Origin of the sequence: Dyadobacter endophyticus, from assembly GCF_014641595.1 — a bacterium.
GTDB lineage: Bacteria > Bacteroidota > Bacteroidia > Cytophagales > Spirosomataceae > Dyadobacter > Dyadobacter endophyticus.
On the sequence record NZ_BMIA01000006.1, the window covers coordinates 169,873 to 187,631 of the forward strand.

The following is a 17,759-nucleotide window of genomic DNA, read 5'->3' on the forward strand; positions in this document are numbered from 1 at the left end:
GCGCAAAGTTACGAAAACTAAAACGGTAGCCGGTTATCAGCCCTTCACAACGTCATCGACCAGCCCGGCGGAGCCGATGTAAAGCGGCGAGCGCTGGTGAAACGACTCCGGCACAATGTCGAGAATACTTCCGAATCCGTCACTCGCCTTACCGCCCGATTTCTCGGCAATGAATGCCAGCGGGTAACATTCATAAAGCAGCCTCAGCTTGCCTTTCGGATCTTTTTTGGTGGATGGATAAAGGTAAATGCCTCCTTTGAGCATATTACGGTGAAAATCCCCTACGAGCGACCCGATGTAGCGTGCGCTGAAATTCCTGGTTTTGCATTGCGCAATATATTGTTGCACAAACGGCGGGTAACTGTGGTAATGCCCCTCGTTCACCGAGTATATCTTCCCATCGGCAGGGGTACCTATATTTTTATGTGATAAAATAAATTCACCTAATGACTGATCGAAAGTAAAGCCGTTCACGCCATCGCCTGTAGAATACACCAGCATCGTCGACGAGCCGTAAAGAATGTACCCGGCCGCTATCTGCTTGCGGCCGCCTTGCAAGAAATCCTCCATCGAAGCCGGGCCGTTGATAGGCGTTATCCTTCTATAAATTGAAAAGATCGAGCCGATGGAGACATTCACATCGATATTGGAGGAGCCATCCAGCGGATCCATGGCTACCACGTACTTGCCATGGTTGTTGCCGGTGTGTATAATGTCTTCCTCTTCTTCGGAAAGGATCGCGCAAACCTCTCCCCCATTTTTCAATGCGCGGATGAAACGGACATTGGCGACGATATCGAGTTTCTGCTGATCTTCCCCCTGCACATTTTCGGTCCCGTTGCCGCCCGCGATGTCTACCAGCCCGGCGCGGTTGATCTCCCGGTTGATGATCTTTCCCGCTAGCGCAATGTCGCGCAGCAATTGCGACAGCTCGCCCGTCGCGTACGGGAACGCGCTTTGGCTGTGCATGATAAACCGGTCGAGGGTTACGCCCACCGGCACCACCAGGTCCTGTACTGATTTCGTCGCCATAGTCAATTGAATTACATGAGATTGGCAGGAAATTTACACCCGGATTTTTCCTATTTCCAAACAGTTCGAACTAATAAAATTTTTTAAAAATGAATATGATTTTATCTCCACTAATTCATGGATTAATCCTAAGGGTGAGCCATTTACGTAGTCGTCGCGTTGCACTTTTTAAATGTCCGCAAGACATTAAACCGTATTCCAGCATAACAAAAAAGCACAAGGCGCTCATGCCTTGTGCTTTACAAAAAGAGGTGTATTTCTGACGTTTATTTAAGCCTAGCCAATGCTTCGGTCAATGTCACGATCTTCGCTTCGGCATCAGCCTGCTTCTGGCGCTCCTTCTCCACGATATCGCCTTTCGCATTCGCTACGAACCGCTCGTTAGAAAGTTTCTTCGCTACCGAATCGAGGAAGCCTTTGGTATACTCCAATTCACGCAAAAGATTCTCGCGCTCCGCTTCTACGTCCAGCTCGTCGGCGAGGTTCACGAAGAACTCATCCGATTTCACCCGGAACGAAGTACCTTCCGCTTCATCGGTCACGTAGCTGATACCCTCCACATTCGCCAGCTTTTCGATCAGCGGAGTCAGTGCATTGTAACGGTCGCCAGTCTCAGTCCTTATCGCCAGCGGCAGGGCAGTTTTAGGACTGATTCCCTTTGCATTGCGCAGGTTGCGAATGGAAGAAACCAGTTCAAAAAGAATATCAAAGTCGTTCAGCAATGCCTGATCGAAGTCGGCTGCTTGCGGAAAATGAGCGATACAAATTGAATCGTTCTCGCCTCTTTCAATAATATTTTGCCAAATCTCCTCGGAAATGAACGGCATGAACGGATGCAGCAAACGCATCTGGCGATCGAAGAAATCTAGCGTCGAATCGTAAGTCGAGAGATCGATAGGCTGCTCAAAGCCCGGTTTGACCATTTCGAGATATTGCGCGCAGAAATCATCCCAGATCAGCTTATACACCGAATTCAATGCATCTGAAATCCGGAATTTCGAGAAATGGTCCTGTACCTCAGCCAAAGTCTGGTTCAGTTTGCTTTCGAACCATTTTACCGCCAGTTTCGAACCTTCGGGAACCGGCAGCTCGCTATCGACCGTCCAGCCCTTTACCAAACGGAACGCATTCCAGATTTTATTTCCAAAATTCCTTCCTTGCTCGATCAGCTTCTCGTCATAAGGCAAGTCGTTACCCGCCTGCGAGCTAAAAAGCATGCCGGTCCGGATGCTGTCGGCACCATATTTATCGATCAGATCGATCGGATCGGGTGAGTTACCCAGCGATTTCGACATTTTGCGGCCCTGCTTATCGCGAACGATACCCGTCAGGTATACATTCTTGAACGGATACTGGCCGCGGTATTCATAACCTGCGATGATCATCCGTGCCACCCAGAAAAACAGGATTTCGGGGGCCGTAACGAGGTCGTTGGTCGGGTAATAGTAGTTTACATCTGCATTATCAGGCTCTTTGATCCCATTGAAAACCGAGATCGGCCACAACCACGATGAGAACCAGGTATCCACCACGTCGGGGTCCTGGGTAAGGTCTTCTTCGGTCAATGCAAAAAGCTGGTATTCGTGCTGGGCTTTGCGCAATGCCTCCCGCTTCGACTTCGCTACGATGATCGTACCGTCGTTCAGATAGTAAGCCGGAATCCGGTGGCCCCACCAGAGCTGGCGGCTGATATTCCAGTCGCGCACATTCTCCATCCAGTGGCGGTAAGTATTTTTGAATTTCGCAGGAATCAGCTGAACGGTATCGTTCATCACATTATCGAATGCCGGCTTGCTGATTTTCTCCATTTTCAAGAACCACTGCTCCGAAAGCCGCGGCTCGATCACCGAGTCCGTCCGCTCCGAATGCCCTACATTCGACCGGTATTCCTCGACTTTCACGAGGTTACCCGATTCTTCGAGCAGTTTGATGATCTTCTTCCGGGCAATAAAGCGATCCTCGCCCACGAGTATCTGCGCCTTATCATTCAAGGTACCATCCTCATTCAAAAGGTCGATAATCGGCAGGTTATGGCGTTTTCCAAGCTCATAGTCATTCGTATCATGCGCAGGCGTCACCTTCAAACAGCCCGTACCGAACTCCATTTCCACATAATCATCCGCGATAATCGGAATAGCCCGGTTGATCAGAGGAATGAGCACTTTCTTACCAATCAGATGCTGATAACGTTCGTCCGCGGGATTCACGCAGATCGCCACGTCGGCCATAATCGTCTCCGGCCGTGTAGTAGCAATCACAACCCCTTCTTCCATTCTCCCTTCTCCATCCTCCCCAACGAGAGGATACCGCAGGTAAACCAGCTTCTGATTCACCTCCTTCATGATCACTTCCTCGTCGGACACGGTCGTGCGTGCCTGGGGATCCCAGTTCACCATCCGGTGGCCACGGTAAATATCTCCTTTATTATAGAGGTCAATAAAAACGTCGATCACCGAATCGTATAAATCCGGCTCCATCGTAAAGCGCGTGCGGTCCCAGTCGCACGAAGCGCCGAGTTTGCGGAGTTGTTTGAGGATAATGCCGCCGTATTTGTGCGTCCATTCCCAGCAGTATTCGATGAATTCGTCGCGGGTAATGTCGCGCTTGCTGATGCCGCGCTCTTTGAGCATGGCCACTACTTTGGCCTCGGTAGCAATGGAAGCGTGGTCGGTGCCGGGTACCCAGCAAGCTTCCTTGCCTTCCATGCGCGCCTTACGCACGAGAATATCCTGAATGGTATTATTGAGCATATGCCCCATGTGCAGCACGCCTGTGACGTTCGGCGGCGGGATCAAGATGGTGTAGGGTTCTTTATCGGGATTGGGTTTCGACTGAAAGAACTTGTTCTCGATCCAGTAGGAGTACCATTTATCCTCTATCTCCTGAGGGGCATAAGTTTTGGAAATCATTGCGTGTTCAGAAATTTGCCGTAACTGTCGGCTAGTCATCTTAAAAAGACGGCAAGTTAGCGGTTACGGGCGATATTTCTAAACTATTTGCTCCTCTTTGCGGACCGGCAGCCAGATCGTAAATGTGCTTCCCTCACCCGGTTTGCTCTGCAAGCGAACGGTGCCTTCGTGCGCCTCCACCATCTTTTTGACATAACTCAACCCCAACCCGAAGCCTTTCACGTCGTGCACATTACCCGTAGGCACACGATAGAAAGTATCAAAAACACGCTGCTGCTGCTCGCGGCTCATACCGATGCCCTTGTCGGTGATGGATATGGCGATACCCCCGTTTTCATTTTTAGTATTAATGGTTAAATGGAGCTTTTCGGGCGAGTATTTGATCGCATTGTCGATCAGGTTGTTCAAAATATTGGAGATATGCACTTCATCCGCCGCCACTACATCTTCTTCGGCGTCGAAGTTGAGATCGACTTCGCCTTCCTTCTGCTCGATCTGCACACTCTGGCCATTCAAAGCAGCGCCGATCAGGTCGTGTATATTCGTTTCGGTGATTTTGAGTTTGACATGCCCCTTGTCGAGCAATGCCATTTGCAGAACCTTCTCCACGTGCGTTCCAAGCCGCTTATTCTCTTCGCGGATAATGCCCAGGTAGCGATCGAGCCGCGCGCCTTTGGGAGTTTCCATTAACGAAGCCGAATTCTCGTGCGCCATTTCCGCAGCCAAAGCGATGGTGGAAATGGGCGTTTTGAACTCGTGGGTCATATTGTTGATAAAGTCATTCTTGATGTCGGAAAGCTTCTTCTGGCGAAGAATGGTGGTAACAGCCATGTAAAAGCAGGCCATGATCACGATGATCAGAATGCCTGATCCACCGAACATGACGCCCATATTGCTGAGAATATAACGCTGCTGATCGGGGAAGAATACATACAATGCATTCTGCGTGCCGAATGTCTCGTTCGGGAAGAGCGATGCTTTGTATGAACGCTCCTCCCATTCGCCCGGACGCATGCTCACGGTCGAAAAAATAAGGCTGTCGGACGACTTGCCTGGTACCGCACCCCTCACTGCAAATTCATACGGTAATGTGACACCGTTCTGGATCAGCTGCCTTTTCAATAGTGTGTCCAGCAAAAAACGGTTCACGCGCTGCTCTATCGGCCTTTTGGTGTAAATAAAATCCTTCATCACCTCTTTCAGCAACTCGGCACGGTCCGGCTCTCCGGCGCTAAGGATCGCCTTCGATTTCTGCTTCGGCCCTTTCGAATTTTCAGGCAATGCCACTTTCCGGTTTGCTACATTCCTGGTCACCGAATCCTTTTTAAGAATATCCCCTTTCCGACGGATTTCCGGTTCGGCCATGCCGCGCATTGCATTTCCCAAACGGCGCTCGTCGTCCAGCCTCCGGCGCATAAACTCATCGATACCGGCCATGCCGTATTGCTGCGCCTGGAAAAACTCTTCTATAATCCGCTGCTGATGGTCCACCATCACCCTGAAATTCGGGCTCAGTACATCGGTGGGAACGGCTTCGGTGATGATCTGATAATGTATTTCCTCCCCATTAGGGCCGATGGCGATCTCCATGCGGGGCTGCACGCGCGGTGCCATTTCCTGAACGGGTGTTTTGGGTTTCGGCGGAGTGGTGCGCTTCATGGGCATGTCGCGCAGCTGCGCAATGCGGTCGAGCCTGCTTTTCTGCTGCTCGGTTTCGATGCGCCGTTGGAGAAGGTACATCATTTCCTGCTTTTCCAACCGATGCACCACCTGCTGTACCGACTCGGAGACCTTCTGATTGAACTGGTCGTTTTTGATCGCGATCGCCTCCCGGATCCAGTACCATTGAAAACCGATCAGGCCGATCAGGGCCAGGCACATCAACCCTACTATGATTTGTATTTTCCTTTTGGTCATAATTTCTGCTTCCCATGTGCAACGCGGGCAGTGCTTTGCCCGACATTTTGCCAAGAACAAATTTAATGTTTCGCCCCCGGCCAAAGGTGTTTTTAACATTATTTAACAGCACCCCAAGCAACATAGCCATGGTTTTGCAATTCATTCAGACTCAAAACAAAAACTGCTTTATGAAAACTGTATCTATTCAAAAACTGACATGGTCGCTGCTGCTCGTAGCGGCACCGGCACTGCTATCCGTTGCACAGGCCCAATCCGACAAAAAACCTAAATCCGACGATGCTGACAAGAAAACGAGCATCCGGATCAGGGTATCCGAGGATGATAACGGTAAAGTCCGCGACATTGAGAAAAGCTACCAGGTAGGCGCGTTGAGCGATGATGAAAGGCAAAAATTCGTCGACAAAGTGCTCGATTCTTTGAATGTGGACAAAAAGCGCAAACAAACCATTTCTATCACCGTCGATGATGGCAACGACGGCGTAATCGCTTCCAAAAAGCGCAAAAAAGTGACTATCGACCACCGCGACCCGCGCGAGCCGATGGTATTTCATTGGGACGGCGATTTCAAATACGATCTTGATTGGGATTCGGATAAATTCAACGAAAACATGAAATCGATCCAAAAGAATTTCGATAAGAACTTCCGGCCGAAAGCCAAAATCATGATGCGCGAGATGGAGGATTTCGGAAAGAACTTCGGTAACAGTTTCGATTATGCATGGGATAACCACGAAAATGTAAAGTCTGCCAGCATCCGTTCACTAAATGCCTATACCAATAATCCCGCTGACGACATCCTTAACCTCCGTTTCAGCGTACCGCAAAAAGGCAATGTGACGGTGACGGTAACCGACACAAAAGGGAAAGAAGTGGGCAAAAAAGAGATCCACGAGTTCGCCGGTGAATACGTTGGCCAAATCGAACTTAAGAAAAATACAAAAGGAACGCTGTTCGTAACGGTGGTTCAAAATGAAGATGGAGCGGTGAAAAGGGTGGTCATACCCTGAATAGAGCCACTTTTACGATAGCGAATCCCCTTTGTCAGAAATGATGAGGGGGATTTTTCTTGTAAAAATTATGCAACAATTTCGCTGACATATAGTAAGAGTTGTAAATTTGCCCCTTATTCACCAGTCTACCGCGACATCAATTTTTGAAGCAACTATGCTGAATCTTATACTGTTTGGCCCTCCGGGCGCCGGGAAAGGCACCCAAAGTGAAAAAATAATTGCAAAGTACAATTTGATCCACCTTTCCACAGGAGATCTGCTGCGCTCCGAAATTCAGTCGGGAACAGAACTGGGGCTGAAAGCCAAAACTTTGATGGACCAGGGCATTCTGGTGCCGGATGAAGTGGTGATCGGAATGATCGACAACAAGTTGAAAGAGCACCGCAGCGCGGCAGGCTTCATTTTCGACGGTTTTCCAAGAACTGTGAAGCAAGCCGAAGCACTTGACAATCTGCTTACGAGCTACAACGAAGGCATTTCGGTCATGGTGGCATTGTCTGTTGACGACGACGAGCTACTTGCCCGCCTTCTGAACCGCGGTAAAACTTCAGGCCGTCCCGACGACCAGAACGAAGAACTGATTGCGAAACGCATTCAGGAATATAACAGCAAAACAAAACCCGTTGCCGACTACTACCAAGGACAAGGTAAGTTTGTTGCGATCAACGGAATAGGCGAAATCGATTTCATTTTCGGGGAAATCTCGAAAGCGATCGAAGCAGCCTGATTTCTATTCTTTCCACTATACTCACATGGCCTCCTCTAACTTTATCGATTACGTAAAAATCAATGCGCGCTCCGGCAACGGCGGTGCCGGTTCTATGCACTTCAGACGTGAAAAACACGTCGAAAAAGGCGGACCGGACGGTGGTGACGGCGGGCGTGGAGGCCACGTGATCCTGAAAGGCAATACCCAGCTTTGGACATTGCTGCATTTAAAATACACCAAACACGTTAAGGCATTCGACGGTAAAGGCGGCGAAGGTGGCCGGCGCACAGGCGCGATCGGAAAGGACATTATCCTGGAAGTTCCGCTGGGCACGATCGCCAAAAATGCCGAAACAGGCGAGCAGCTGTTCGAAATCACCGAAGACGGACAGGAGATGATCCTGTTGCGCGGCGGTCGCGGCGGAATGGGTAACGACCATTTCAAATCCGCCACCAACCAAACCCCCCAATACGCTCAACCCGGCGAGCCCGGAAAGGAAGACTGGTTTATCCTCGAACTGAAAGTATTGGCCGATGTAGGTTTGGTGGGCTTCCCGAATGCCGGAAAATCCACATTACTCTCGGTAGTTTCCGCCGCCAAGCCGGAAATCGCCGATTACCCCTTCACAACCCTGGTGCCGAACCTGGGCGTAGTTCCCTACCGCGATTACAAATCTTTCGTAATGGCCGACATTCCGGGTATTATCGAAGGTGCTTCGCAAGGCAAGGGACTCGGCTTACGCTTTTTGAGACATATCGAGCGTAACTCGATCCTGCTTTTCCTCGTACCGGCCAACAGCGAAGACATCGAAGCGGAATACCAGACGCTCGTACAGGAGCTCCGCTTATACAATCCTGAGCTGCTCGACAAAAACCGCCTTCTCGCCATCTCAAAAATGGATATGGTCTCTGATGAAGAGCGGGTTACGTTACAACAAAATCTACCAAACGGTATCCCAACGCTTCAAATTTCTGCAATAACCCAAGAAGGGATTGAACAATTAAAAGATAAAATATGGGAACTGATCACTTCGGCGTTCCCCGTACGATAATAATTTCTTGAAAGAGGCAACCTTTCGATGCAAATTGTGTGTCCAAGTAGTTATTTCAAAGAATTTACAGTCACCATGAGACACTATCTACCATATTTGTATTGGGTAGTATTTAGCATTCTTTCTTTCACCGCACACGGACAAGTTAGCATCGACTTTCCTTCCGATCGCATCGTAATCCAACGTGATAAGGCTAACAACGCAAATATTAACATTGCAGGCACCTACACGAAACCCATCGATCGTGTGGAAGCCAAAATTTCGGCACTCGCACCTAACCAGGGTATCGACAGAGACTGGACACCCCTCGTTGACGCCAGCGTTCAAGGCGGCTTCTTCTCGGGATACATCACAGCCCAGGGTGGCTGGTACCGGTTGGAAGTAAGAGGCTGGAAGGGCAATCAGCTTGTGGATACCAAAACAGTAGATCACGTAGGGGTCGGCGAAGTGTTCATCATTGCCGGACAATCCAACGCACAGGGATTTAAGGATACTCCCGACAATAACTTCCAGTTCAACAACCAGGGAGCCCAGGACGACCGTGTTAATTCCATTGATAATAACGAATACGGTGAATATCCTTTCGAATTGCCGGAACGACCCACCTTCCATCACATCGACGCCCAGAGTAAGATTTCTCCCCGCGGTCCTTCCGCCTGGTGTTGGGGCCGTTTGGGGGACCGTCTCGCGTCCCGGCTTAACGTCCCGATTTTGTTTTTCAACGTAGGCTGGGAGGGTATGTCGTCCGGCAACTGGCGCGAAAGTATCAACGGCAACACGCAGTCTGTCTACGCCCCTATCTGGATTAAACCCGACGGCATGCCATATGGAAACCTGCGGAGCGTTATCCAACGGTATACGCCAATTACCGGCCTTCGTGGTGTTCTCTGGCTTCAAGGAGAGGCTGACAATTTCAAAGATGTCAGCACCGACACCTATTTCAACAACGTGAAAGCCGTGATCGAAAGCAGCCGGAATGAATCGGGAAGGAATATCTCCTGGATGGTTTCCATTACCTCCTACGACAACGGGCGCCTTAACGACGTGAACGTTACAAACGGACAGAGAAATGTGATCAGCTCCGTACCCAATGTCTTCGAAGGTCCCAATACCGATCTTATTCAGATTCCCCGTGAGAATGGTGCCGCCTTTGGCGTCCATTTTTCAGGCGATGGCTTAATGCAGCTAGGCGATGCCTGGTCCAATTCGCTTACCGACGATTTCTTTGCAAGATCGGAGCCCTACCAGAGCCAAAGGCCGCTTCGGGTCACAGCAAGTTGCGCAGGAAATGGGAACGTCACCCTTTCGGCGGACCCGATCGGTCTGAACTCGTTTAACTGGAACAACGGACAATCTTCCAACAGCATTGTTGTAGGTAACGGGACTTATTACGTGAAAGCACGCGATGATAAGGGCAATTACATTTTCTCGCCCGAAATCCGTGTAAATGAGCAAATTCAGCCTAATCAGCCTACGGTAACGATCGAAGGAAGTAATCCTGTATGTATCGGCAACACAGCGACATTGGTATCGAACACTTCCGAAAATGCTGTATGGAACACCGGTGCCACTGGCGACAGGCTTCCGGTAACCGCTGGCGGTGAATATTTCGTTACAGTCAAAAATATTTATGGCTGCGAGGCTGCTTCTCAAAAAGTGAGTATGCAGGTCCTCAATTCACCTCTTCCCGACAAACCGAAGATCACTGCTTCCGGGGTGCTTACCTTCTGCCAGGGCGGCGAGGTGAACCTTACGTCGGATTCGAAAGTGAAAAGTGTATGGTCTAATGGTGCCAACAATGCTACGATTACGGTGGTCAGCTCGGGCGACTACCGGGTAAGGGCGCTCGATGCAGTCGGTTGCTTCTCCCCAGAATCAGATGCTGTCACTGTGAAAGTGAACCCACTACCGGCTAAGCCTACCATTGCACTGAGCGGAGAAACTACATTTTGCGACGGCGGTAATGTTACCATGACTTCAAGTTATGAATCCGGAAATATCTGGAGTACCAATGCCACTACCAAATCCATAGCAGTGCTTACCACCGGAAAATTCACATTGAAGCAAAGGGATGCCAACGGTTGCGAATCGACCTCCGACGAGGTAAACGTAAAAGTGAACCCACTTCCCGCAACTCCTGTCATTACCTCCCTGCGCCCGACCACTTTCTGCGAACGCGACTATACCACATTGCGCAGCAGCGAGGCATACTCATACCTTTGGAGCAATGGCTCGACCAACCGTGAGATCGAACTGCGGGCGTCGGGCAATTTTACAATTTCAGCGAAGGACGAAAACGGTTGTATTTCACCTGTTTCTCCGGTGGTTGCTGTCGTTGTGAACCCGCTGCCGCCTACTCCGGTCATCACCGCCGATGGTCCCACTACGTTTTGCGCCGACCTGAGTGTTAACCTGACATCAACCGGTGCCGCGGGTTATTTGTGGAGCAACGGCATATCCTCGCAAACCCTGAAAGTGACGCTCGCCGGAACCTATTCGGTACAGACCATTAATCAGTTTCAGTGCTACTCAGATCCGAGTAACCAAATTTCTACGCAAACCCTCGCGCTCCCGCCCGCACCAGTGGTAACGGCACGGCAGGCTACTACTTTCTGCGACGGCGACACCATTGTACTGAAAGCTGCTAATGGGAATGCGTTTTATTGGAATAACGGTCTTGAAGGTGATAGCATCGAGGTATTCGCAACGGGCGAATATTCTGCACGTATCCAGGACCAGCAAGGATGTTATTCTCCGTATTCTGCATCCTTGCCTGTGGACGTGAAGCCCTCTCCGACCGCGCCGGTAATCCGGAAAACAGGGGTCTACACGTTGTTCGCAGAGAATAACCTCAATGCAGGTGACCACGTCTGGAAATACAATAATTCGGAACTGACGGAAACCAGCGCGACATTGAAAGCCGTGAAGGCAGGTAACTACGTCGTCAACAATACGATCGTTTACAGTCCGACACTTACCTGTTACTCCGACTTCTCGGAACCGTTCCTGTTCTACCTCGATCCCAGCAACCCGGGTTTCGTTGCTTACCCTAACCCGAACACGTCGGAAAAGCTAACAGTGGAGACATTCGCCGATCTGGTGAATGCAGATGTTCAGATCATCGATAGTCGAGGGGTCATTCACCGCACTTTCCGTGTTCCAAAATTCGATAGTCCGAAATATTTCAACCTGACAGGCCTGTCGAGCGGGATGTACATTATCCGCGTCAACTCATCTGTATTGAATGCGACTCAGAAGCTGGTAATAGTAAGATAAATAAACAGGCTTGCCGAGCATCCGGAAAGGACGAAGCGCTATCGATTACAAGCTTCGTCCTTTTTGTATTTTAAATGGCAGGCACATTCGGGTGGAAAGACAGCACCTCTACCCCGATTGATCAAAAAAACGGAATAGTGCTATTTTAGCGAAAATATTCCATTACATTTGTGACCATTTTGTAATTGAGCACTTTAGTAAATTTATACTTCGTTAGAGCCCAGAAAACTTTACCTGTATCAGAATTTCCAATGCATAGTAGATTTATTCTTTCGGTAGTGGCAAAGGTGTTGCTGTTGATTTGTATTTTGTCGCCAGTAGCATTTTCCCAAGAAAAATCCCCCATTAGAATTACCTCTCCTGTTTTTCAGTCTGTCTACCAACGGGACGAAGCAGGCCAGAGAGAAATTCAGGTGACTGGTACATTCACCATGCCCGTTGAAAAAATCGAAGTTAGGGCGGTGCCAGTACTTCAGGGGCAAGGTGTTGAAACACCCTGGCTACCTTTGCAAACCGCTCCTCAGGGAGGTGTTTTCTCTGGAAAGATCACATTGATCGGCGGCTGGTACTCCCTGGAAGTTCGCGGTATTTCTGACGGAAAAGTAATCGGTCGCGATGTTTTAGCCCGTTTTGGTGTCGGTGAAGTCTTCATAATCGCCGGACAATCGAACGCGCAGGGCCTCAGACTATATCCTGGACCATCGGCTACTGACGACCGCGTCCTTTATGTTTCCAATTACAGCAACGACACGGTCGACAGGCTCACCGATCCTACCCCGCCGGAATTCAAGAAAATAAGCAGAGATCTCAACGTTGTTGCACCGCGCGGTTTGTCGGCCTGGTGCTGGGGTCTCCTCGGCGACCAGCTCGTTTCCAAATTGGGCCTTCCTGTCCTGTTCATCAACGCGGCCTGGGAGGGAACATCCATAGAAAACTGGGCAAGCAGTGCAAAAGGCCTTCCTACCAAAAACATGTACGGCGGCTTCGTATATTCTCCGGAAATGCCTTACGCGAACCTTCGCATAGCAGCCCGCAATTATGCCAATCAATATGGTTTAAGGGCCATTCTCTGGATGCAGGGCGAAACCGACGCATTGTACAAGACGCCACCGGCGAATTACACCCGCGACCTCCAATTCATCATGAACCGCCTCGGTTCTGATACCGGGAAGCGCATTACCTGGGTAATTGCCCGTACCTCGCGGACATCGGCAGGCTCCAATATCCAGTCGAGCGTGAACCCACAAATCGTTGCAGCACAAAACGCTGTACTCAACACACCTTTCAACCCAACCTACCCCGGCCCCGAAACCGATCCTCTCCTGCCCGACCGTGGCGATGGCACGCACTTCGTCGGCAAAGGCGTACAGGATGTTGAAGGAACCATTAGGGCGCTGACGATCCTGGCCGATGCCTGGGCCGGAATATTCGATGCCAACTTCTTTTCGACTGTAACACCAGTGAATCCCGTGGTCGTACCATCGGTTACCGCTGCCTGCGTTACTGACAATAATGGCGTCACATTGACACTCCCGGCGGGCTATGCTTCGTATAAGTGGAATACCAATGAAGTTTCCAACTCTATTAAGGTCACCAAGGCCGGTACTTACCGTGCTACTTTAAAGGACGCCTCGGGCAACTCGATCCTGACACCGATCGTCATCCTGGATAACGATGCCAAACCGGCGCAGCCAAGCATTTTCCAACAAGGCCAGCAACAGGCTTGTGCGGACTCCACTTTCCAATTTTCGGTTCAGAACGACGGAGATATTTACAGCTGGTACAAAGAAGGCTCCAATACAGCTGTTGCCACCGGCGCCACTGCAAGAATCGGGGAAAGCGGCAATTATTTTGTAAAAAGCCGGAACATTTTCGGATGTACTTCTGATAATTCCACCGCCTCCGCGTTGATCATCCGCGCCAAAATCTCAAAGCCGACTATCGAACCATCAGGACCTTTCAGCATTTCGGCCAGCATTCCCGAAGGTGGAGAACTGAACGAGAACTTTATCTGGCGACGCCCGGGATCGGAAGGTGATACTACCGCGATCCTGCTGAAAATCCTGAAATCAGGGGTTTACACTACGAAAGCAAAAGTTACCTACACCATCGGCAGCAACAACCTGGTTTGCTATTCCGATACCGCTTCCAGAGAGTTCAAAACCAATGAACAAAACGAAGTGGTGATTTACCCGAACCCAAGCCAGGGGGCTTACATTTACATTGAGTCGCGGGACAATATCAAGGATGCTGCGATCGAACTTTTCGACATCCGTGGTAACCTGATAAAAACCACCGCACCGAGGCTGCTCAACAGCCGGATGCAGATCGATGTAGGCCTTTTGCCTACCGGTAAATACATTCTCCGTGTAACCGGCCAGGGAGAGAGCCTTACGAAACAAATTGTAATAAGATAAACATTCCTTCTTGATTAAGTACTAAATAAGCCCCGCCACAACGGGGCTTATTTAGTATGATACTAATTAGACAAAACAAAAAGGAAAGAATTTGATTGATAAATTTGCAAAGGCTAATTTTGAGAGACGGGGAGGAATGTAACCCACTGGCAACAGTTTTTAAGGTATTCCCACCCTCTGTAACCGGATCATTATAATGAAAAACGAATATCTTCCTTCGGATTATTTGCCCATCATTGTGCAATTTCTGCTCGCCGCCGGCTTCATTGGCGGCACGATGATCGTCACTCACCTCATTGGCCCCAGCCGCAAAAGCAAAAAGAAAGACGATCCGTTCGAATGTGGTATCGAGTCGGTTGGTGACGCACGGACGCCCATTTCGGTGAAGTACTTTCTCGTGGCTATTCTTTTCGTTTTGTTCGACGTCGAGGTGATTTTCATGTACCCCTGGGCTGTTAATTTCAAGGGTCTGGGAATGTTCGGGTTTGTAGAAATGTTATTGTTCATGGCCCTTTTATTGTCCGGTTTTTATTACGTGATCCGCAAGGGCGTACTGAACTGGGAGGAATAGGCTTCGAACATTGAAATTCAAAGAATTATGAAAGAAGTAAAGATAGTGGAGGCTCCGCAAGGACACAGCGGATCTGGTTTTTTTGCAACTTCATTCGACGAAGCGATCGGTCTGGCACGTAGCTACTCGCTCTGGCCATTGCCTTTTGCTACCTCATGCTGCGGGATTGAGTTCATGGCCACCATGGGCGCGCATTATGATATTTCGCGTTTCGGTTCCGAACGTCCGAGCTTCTCGCCACGGCAGGCCGATTTGCTGATGGTAATGGGAACCATCGCCAAAAAGATGGCGCCGGTTGTGAAGCAGGTATACCTTCAGATGGCCGAACCCCGCTGGGTAATGGCCGTTGGTGCTTGTGCATCGAGCGGCGGGATTTTCGATACTTACAGCGTTTTGCAGGGTATCGACCGCATTATACCCGTGGATGTATACGTACCCGGCTGCCCGCCACGCCCCGAGCAGATCATCGACGGCCTGATGCAGGTACAGTATCTGGCGCAGAATGAGAAGCTCCGCCGCCGGAACACCGACGAATACCAGGAACTATTGGCATCATATAATATTCAGTAACCCCCTATGCTTACTAACCAGGAGGTAGCCGAAGGGCTTTTGGAAAAATTCGGGGACCAGGTCTTCAACTTTGAAGAACCGTACGGGCTTTTGACACTCTCAACTACCCGCGAAGAGATTATCCCCGTCATGGAGTTCCTGAAAGACCATAAAAACTATCAGGTGATATTCCTGACCGATATTACAGGCATTCAGTATCCTGATAATGCAGGCCAGGAGTTCGTAGTGGTTTACCATATGCACAGCTTCGTGCACAACTTCCGCATTCGCATTAAGGTAGCCATTCCGGAGGCCGATATCCACATTCCGACAGCGACCGGCCTCTTTGCCAGTGCCAACTGGATGGAGCGCGAAACCTACGATTTTTTTGGTATCTTGTTTGACGGGCACCCGAACCTGAAACGCATTCTGAACATCGAGGAAATGGATTATTTCCCCATGCGCAAAGAATACCCGATGGAGGATGCTACCCGTGAAGATAAAATTGACGCCCTTTTCGGCCGATGATCTATATTGAGTAAGAATATGGCAGATATTGAATTATTACCGCATAATGTCCCTTCTCACAGCGAGTTGCCCGAACTCGTAGAAGAACTGACCACCCTCAACCTCGGCCCGACCCACCCTGCTACCCACGGTATTTTCCAGAACATCCTCAAAATGGATGGCGAAAAGATCGTTTCAGGTGAGCAGACGATCGGTTATATCCACCGGGCGTTTGAGAAAATTGCCGAGAGGAGGCCATTTTACCAGATCACCACGCTGACCGACCGCATGAACTATTGCTCCTCCCCGATCAACAACCTGGGATGGCACATGACGGTAGAGAAGCTGTTGGGCGTGGAAGTGCCGAAGCGCGCGCAGTACATTCGCGTGCTCATGATGGAGCTCGCACGCATTACCGACCATATTATCTGTAACAGTATTCTCGGCGTGGATACCGGTGCATTCACCGGCTTTTTGTATGTAATGCAGAAGCGCGAGGAAGTGTACGAAATCTACGAGGAAGTATGCGGCGCACGCCTTACAACCAATATGGGTCGCCTGGGTGGCATGGAGCGTGATCTTTCGAGCACGGCTATCCGCAAGATCAAGGAGTTCATCAAATCTTTCCCGCCGGTACTCAGAGAGCTTGAAAAACTGCTCAACCGTAACCGGATTTTCATGGACCGAACCATTAATGTAGGTCCTATTTCGGCTGAAAGAGCATTATCATACGGTTTCACAGGCCCTAACCTGCGCGCTGCAGGTGTGGATTACGATGTGCGCGTGATGAACCCATATTCTTCTTACGAGGATTTTGAATTCGACGTCCCCATCGGACAGAATGGCGATACTTACGACCGCTACATGGTCCGCAACGAAGAAATGTGGCAAAGTCTCCGCATCGTGGAGCAAGCCATCAATAACCTTCCCGAAGGACCGTATTACGCCGATGCTCCCGAATATTACCTGCCTCCAAAAGACGAGGTTTACCGCAATATGGAGGCGCTTATTTACCATTTCAAAATTGTTATGGGCGAAATCGACGCACCGGCCGGCGAAGTTTACCATGCTGTGGAAGGAGGAAACGGCGAGCTGGGCTTCTATCTGATCAGCGATGGTGGCAGGGCTCCGTACCGTCTGCACTTCCGCAGGCCAAGCTTTATCTACTATCAGGCATATCCTGAAATGTGCAAAGGCTCATCACTGTCGGATGCAATCCTGACGATGAGTAGCCTGAACGTAATTGCAGGTGAACTGGACGCTTAAAGTTTGTTAAAGACCTATTTAGAAATGACCGAATCACCTAATCTGGTTGCGTTCACACCCGAACGACTTGAAACAGTAAAAGAAATTATCGCACGTTATCCGGAGGGCCGCCAAAAATCGGCTCTTTTGCCTGTTTTGCACGTTGCCCAGGAACAATGGGGCTGGCTGAGCAGTGAAGTGATGGATTACGTAGCAGGTATTCTGAAAATAGAGCCTGTGGAGGTTTATGAGGTAGCTACCTTTTACACCATGTACCACCTCGACCCGGTGGGCAAGCACGTGATCGAATATTGCCGTACAGGACCTTGCTGCCTCATGGGCGGTGAAGATGTGTACGGACACCTGAAGCAAAAACTCGGCATCGAAGCCGGTGGTACTACTGCAGATGGAAAGTTTACATTGAAAGAAGTAGAATGCCTCGCAGCATGCGGCTGGGGACCTGTTTTCCAGATCCGCGAGCAGTTCTACATGAATTTGACCAACGAGAAGGTCGACCAAATCATAGAAGATTTAAGTAAATAAGCTTTCAGGAGCTGAAAATA

13 protein-coding genes are annotated in these 17,759 nt (G+C 49.8%); 10 read left to right on the plus strand and 3 right to left on the minus strand.

Annotation, left to right across the window (positions count from 1 at the left end):
* Nucleotides 1-36: 36 nt before the first annotated feature.
* The 3 genes from fbp to IEY24_RS29910 form a co-directional block, all read right to left on the minus strand.
* Complete coding sequence (gene fbp, locus IEY24_RS29900) at nucleotides 37-1,032, minus strand: class 1 fructose-bisphosphatase (protein ID WP_188938964.1); 996 nt, start codon at nucleotides 1,030-1,032, stop codon at nucleotides 37-39.
* A 266-nt stretch (nucleotides 1,033-1,298) separates the two neighbouring features.
* A complete protein-coding gene (locus tag IEY24_RS29905) occupies nucleotides 1,299-3,941 on the minus strand; it encodes a valine--tRNA ligase (RefSeq protein WP_188938965.1) in 2,643 nt (880 codons plus the stop codon).
* A 78-nt stretch (nucleotides 3,942-4,019) separates the two neighbouring features.
* On the minus strand, nucleotides 4,020-5,858 hold the full coding sequence (locus IEY24_RS29910; RefSeq protein ID WP_188938966.1) for a sensor histidine kinase: 1,839 nt from the start codon (nucleotides 5,856-5,858) through the stop codon (nucleotides 4,020-4,022).
* 170 nt (nucleotides 5,859-6,028) lie between these two features.
* Between IEY24_RS29910 and IEY24_RS29915 the strand changes: the two genes are divergently transcribed.
* From IEY24_RS29915 to nuoE, 10 genes are all read left to right on the plus strand, one after another.
* Nucleotides 6,029-6,868, plus strand: a complete 840-nt coding sequence (locus IEY24_RS29915; RefSeq protein WP_229223349.1) for a T9SS type A sorting domain-containing protein — start codon at nucleotides 6,029-6,031, stop codon at nucleotides 6,866-6,868.
* Between the two features lie 157 nt (nucleotides 6,869-7,025).
* On the plus strand, nucleotides 7,026-7,598 hold the full coding sequence (locus tag IEY24_RS29920; RefSeq protein ID WP_188938968.1) for an adenylate kinase: 573 nt from the start codon (nucleotides 7,026-7,028) through the stop codon (nucleotides 7,596-7,598).
* A 25-nt stretch (nucleotides 7,599-7,623) separates the two neighbouring features.
* Nucleotides 7,624-8,631: a GTPase ObgE gene (gene obgE / locus IEY24_RS29925; protein WP_188938969.1), complete on the plus strand. Its 1,008-nt coding sequence runs from the start codon at nucleotides 7,624-7,626 to the stop codon at nucleotides 8,629-8,631.
* 75 nt (nucleotides 8,632-8,706) lie between these two features.
* Nucleotides 8,707-11,907, plus strand: coding sequence for a sialate O-acetylesterase (locus tag IEY24_RS29930; protein WP_188938970.1), 3,201 nt, complete (start codon nucleotides 8,707-8,709; stop codon nucleotides 11,905-11,907).
* Between the two features lie 251 nt (nucleotides 11,908-12,158).
* The gene (locus tag IEY24_RS29935) at nucleotides 12,159-14,324 is read left to right on the plus strand and encodes a T9SS type A sorting domain-containing protein (RefSeq protein ID WP_188938971.1); all 2,166 of its coding nucleotides are present in this window, start codon (nucleotides 12,159-12,161) and stop codon (nucleotides 14,322-14,324) included.
* 196 nt (nucleotides 14,325-14,520) lie between these two features.
* The gene (locus IEY24_RS29940) at nucleotides 14,521-14,895 is read left to right on the plus strand and encodes an NADH-quinone oxidoreductase subunit A (protein ID WP_090375516.1); all 375 of its coding nucleotides are present in this window, start codon (nucleotides 14,521-14,523) and stop codon (nucleotides 14,893-14,895) included.
* Between the two features lie 27 nt (nucleotides 14,896-14,922).
* Entirely contained in the window at nucleotides 14,923-15,465 is a 543-nt protein-coding gene (locus IEY24_RS29945; protein ID WP_090375519.1) for an NADH-quinone oxidoreductase subunit B, read from the plus strand.
* Nucleotides 15,466-15,471: 6 nt separating this feature from the next.
* Nucleotides 15,472-15,972, plus strand: a complete 501-nt coding sequence (locus IEY24_RS29950) for an NADH-quinone oxidoreductase subunit C (protein ID WP_090375522.1) — start codon at nucleotides 15,472-15,474, stop codon at nucleotides 15,970-15,972.
* A gap of 18 nt (nucleotides 15,973-15,990) precedes the next feature.
* Nucleotides 15,991-17,217, plus strand: a complete 1,227-nt coding sequence (nuoD, locus tag IEY24_RS29955) for an NADH dehydrogenase (quinone) subunit D (protein ID WP_188938972.1) — start codon at nucleotides 15,991-15,993, stop codon at nucleotides 17,215-17,217.
* A gap of 24 nt (nucleotides 17,218-17,241) precedes the next feature.
* On the plus strand, nucleotides 17,242-17,739 hold the full coding sequence (gene nuoE / locus IEY24_RS29960) for an NADH-quinone oxidoreductase subunit NuoE (RefSeq protein WP_188938973.1): 498 nt from the start codon (nucleotides 17,242-17,244) through the stop codon (nucleotides 17,737-17,739).
* Nucleotides 17,740-17,759: the final 20 nt, after the last annotated feature.

Bases quoted from the DNA above. Each gene is read 5' to 3' on its own strand.
- nuoE (WP_188938973.1), top strand. From the start codon at position 17,242: ATGACCGAATCACCTAATCTGGTTGCGTTCACACCCGAACGACTTGAA.
- obgE (WP_188938969.1), top strand. From the start codon at position 7,624: ATGGCCTCCTCTAACTTTATCGATTACGTAAAAATCAATGCGCGCTCC.
- fbp (WP_188938964.1), bottom strand. From the start codon at position 1,032: ATGGCGACGAAATCAGTACAGGACCTGGTGGTGCCGGTGGGCGTAACC.
- IEY24_RS29930 (WP_188938970.1), top strand. From the start codon at position 8,707: ATGAGACACTATCTACCATATTTGTATTGGGTAGTATTTAGCATTCTT.
- IEY24_RS29915 (WP_229223349.1), top strand. From the start codon at position 6,029: ATGAAAACTGTATCTATTCAAAAACTGACATGGTCGCTGCTGCTCGTA.
- IEY24_RS29940 (WP_090375516.1), top strand. From the start codon at position 14,521: ATGAAAAACGAATATCTTCCTTCGGATTATTTGCCCATCATTGTGCAA.
- IEY24_RS29950 (WP_090375522.1), top strand. From the start codon at position 15,472: ATGCTTACTAACCAGGAGGTAGCCGAAGGGCTTTTGGAAAAATTCGGG.
- IEY24_RS29945 (WP_090375519.1), top strand. From the start codon at position 14,923: ATGAAAGAAGTAAAGATAGTGGAGGCTCCGCAAGGACACAGCGGATCT.
- IEY24_RS29920 (WP_188938968.1), top strand. From the start codon at position 7,026: ATGCTGAATCTTATACTGTTTGGCCCTCCGGGCGCCGGGAAAGGCACC.
- nuoD (WP_188938972.1), top strand. From the start codon at position 15,991: ATGGCAGATATTGAATTATTACCGCATAATGTCCCTTCTCACAGCGAG.
- IEY24_RS29935 (WP_188938971.1), top strand. From the start codon at position 12,159: ATGCATAGTAGATTTATTCTTTCGGTAGTGGCAAAGGTGTTGCTGTTG.
- IEY24_RS29905 (WP_188938965.1), bottom strand. From the start codon at position 3,941: ATGATTTCCAAAACTTATGCCCCTCAGGAGATAGAGGATAAATGGTAC.
- IEY24_RS29910 (WP_188938966.1), bottom strand. From the start codon at position 5,858: ATGACCAAAAGGAAAATACAAATCATAGTAGGGTTGATGTGCCTGGCC.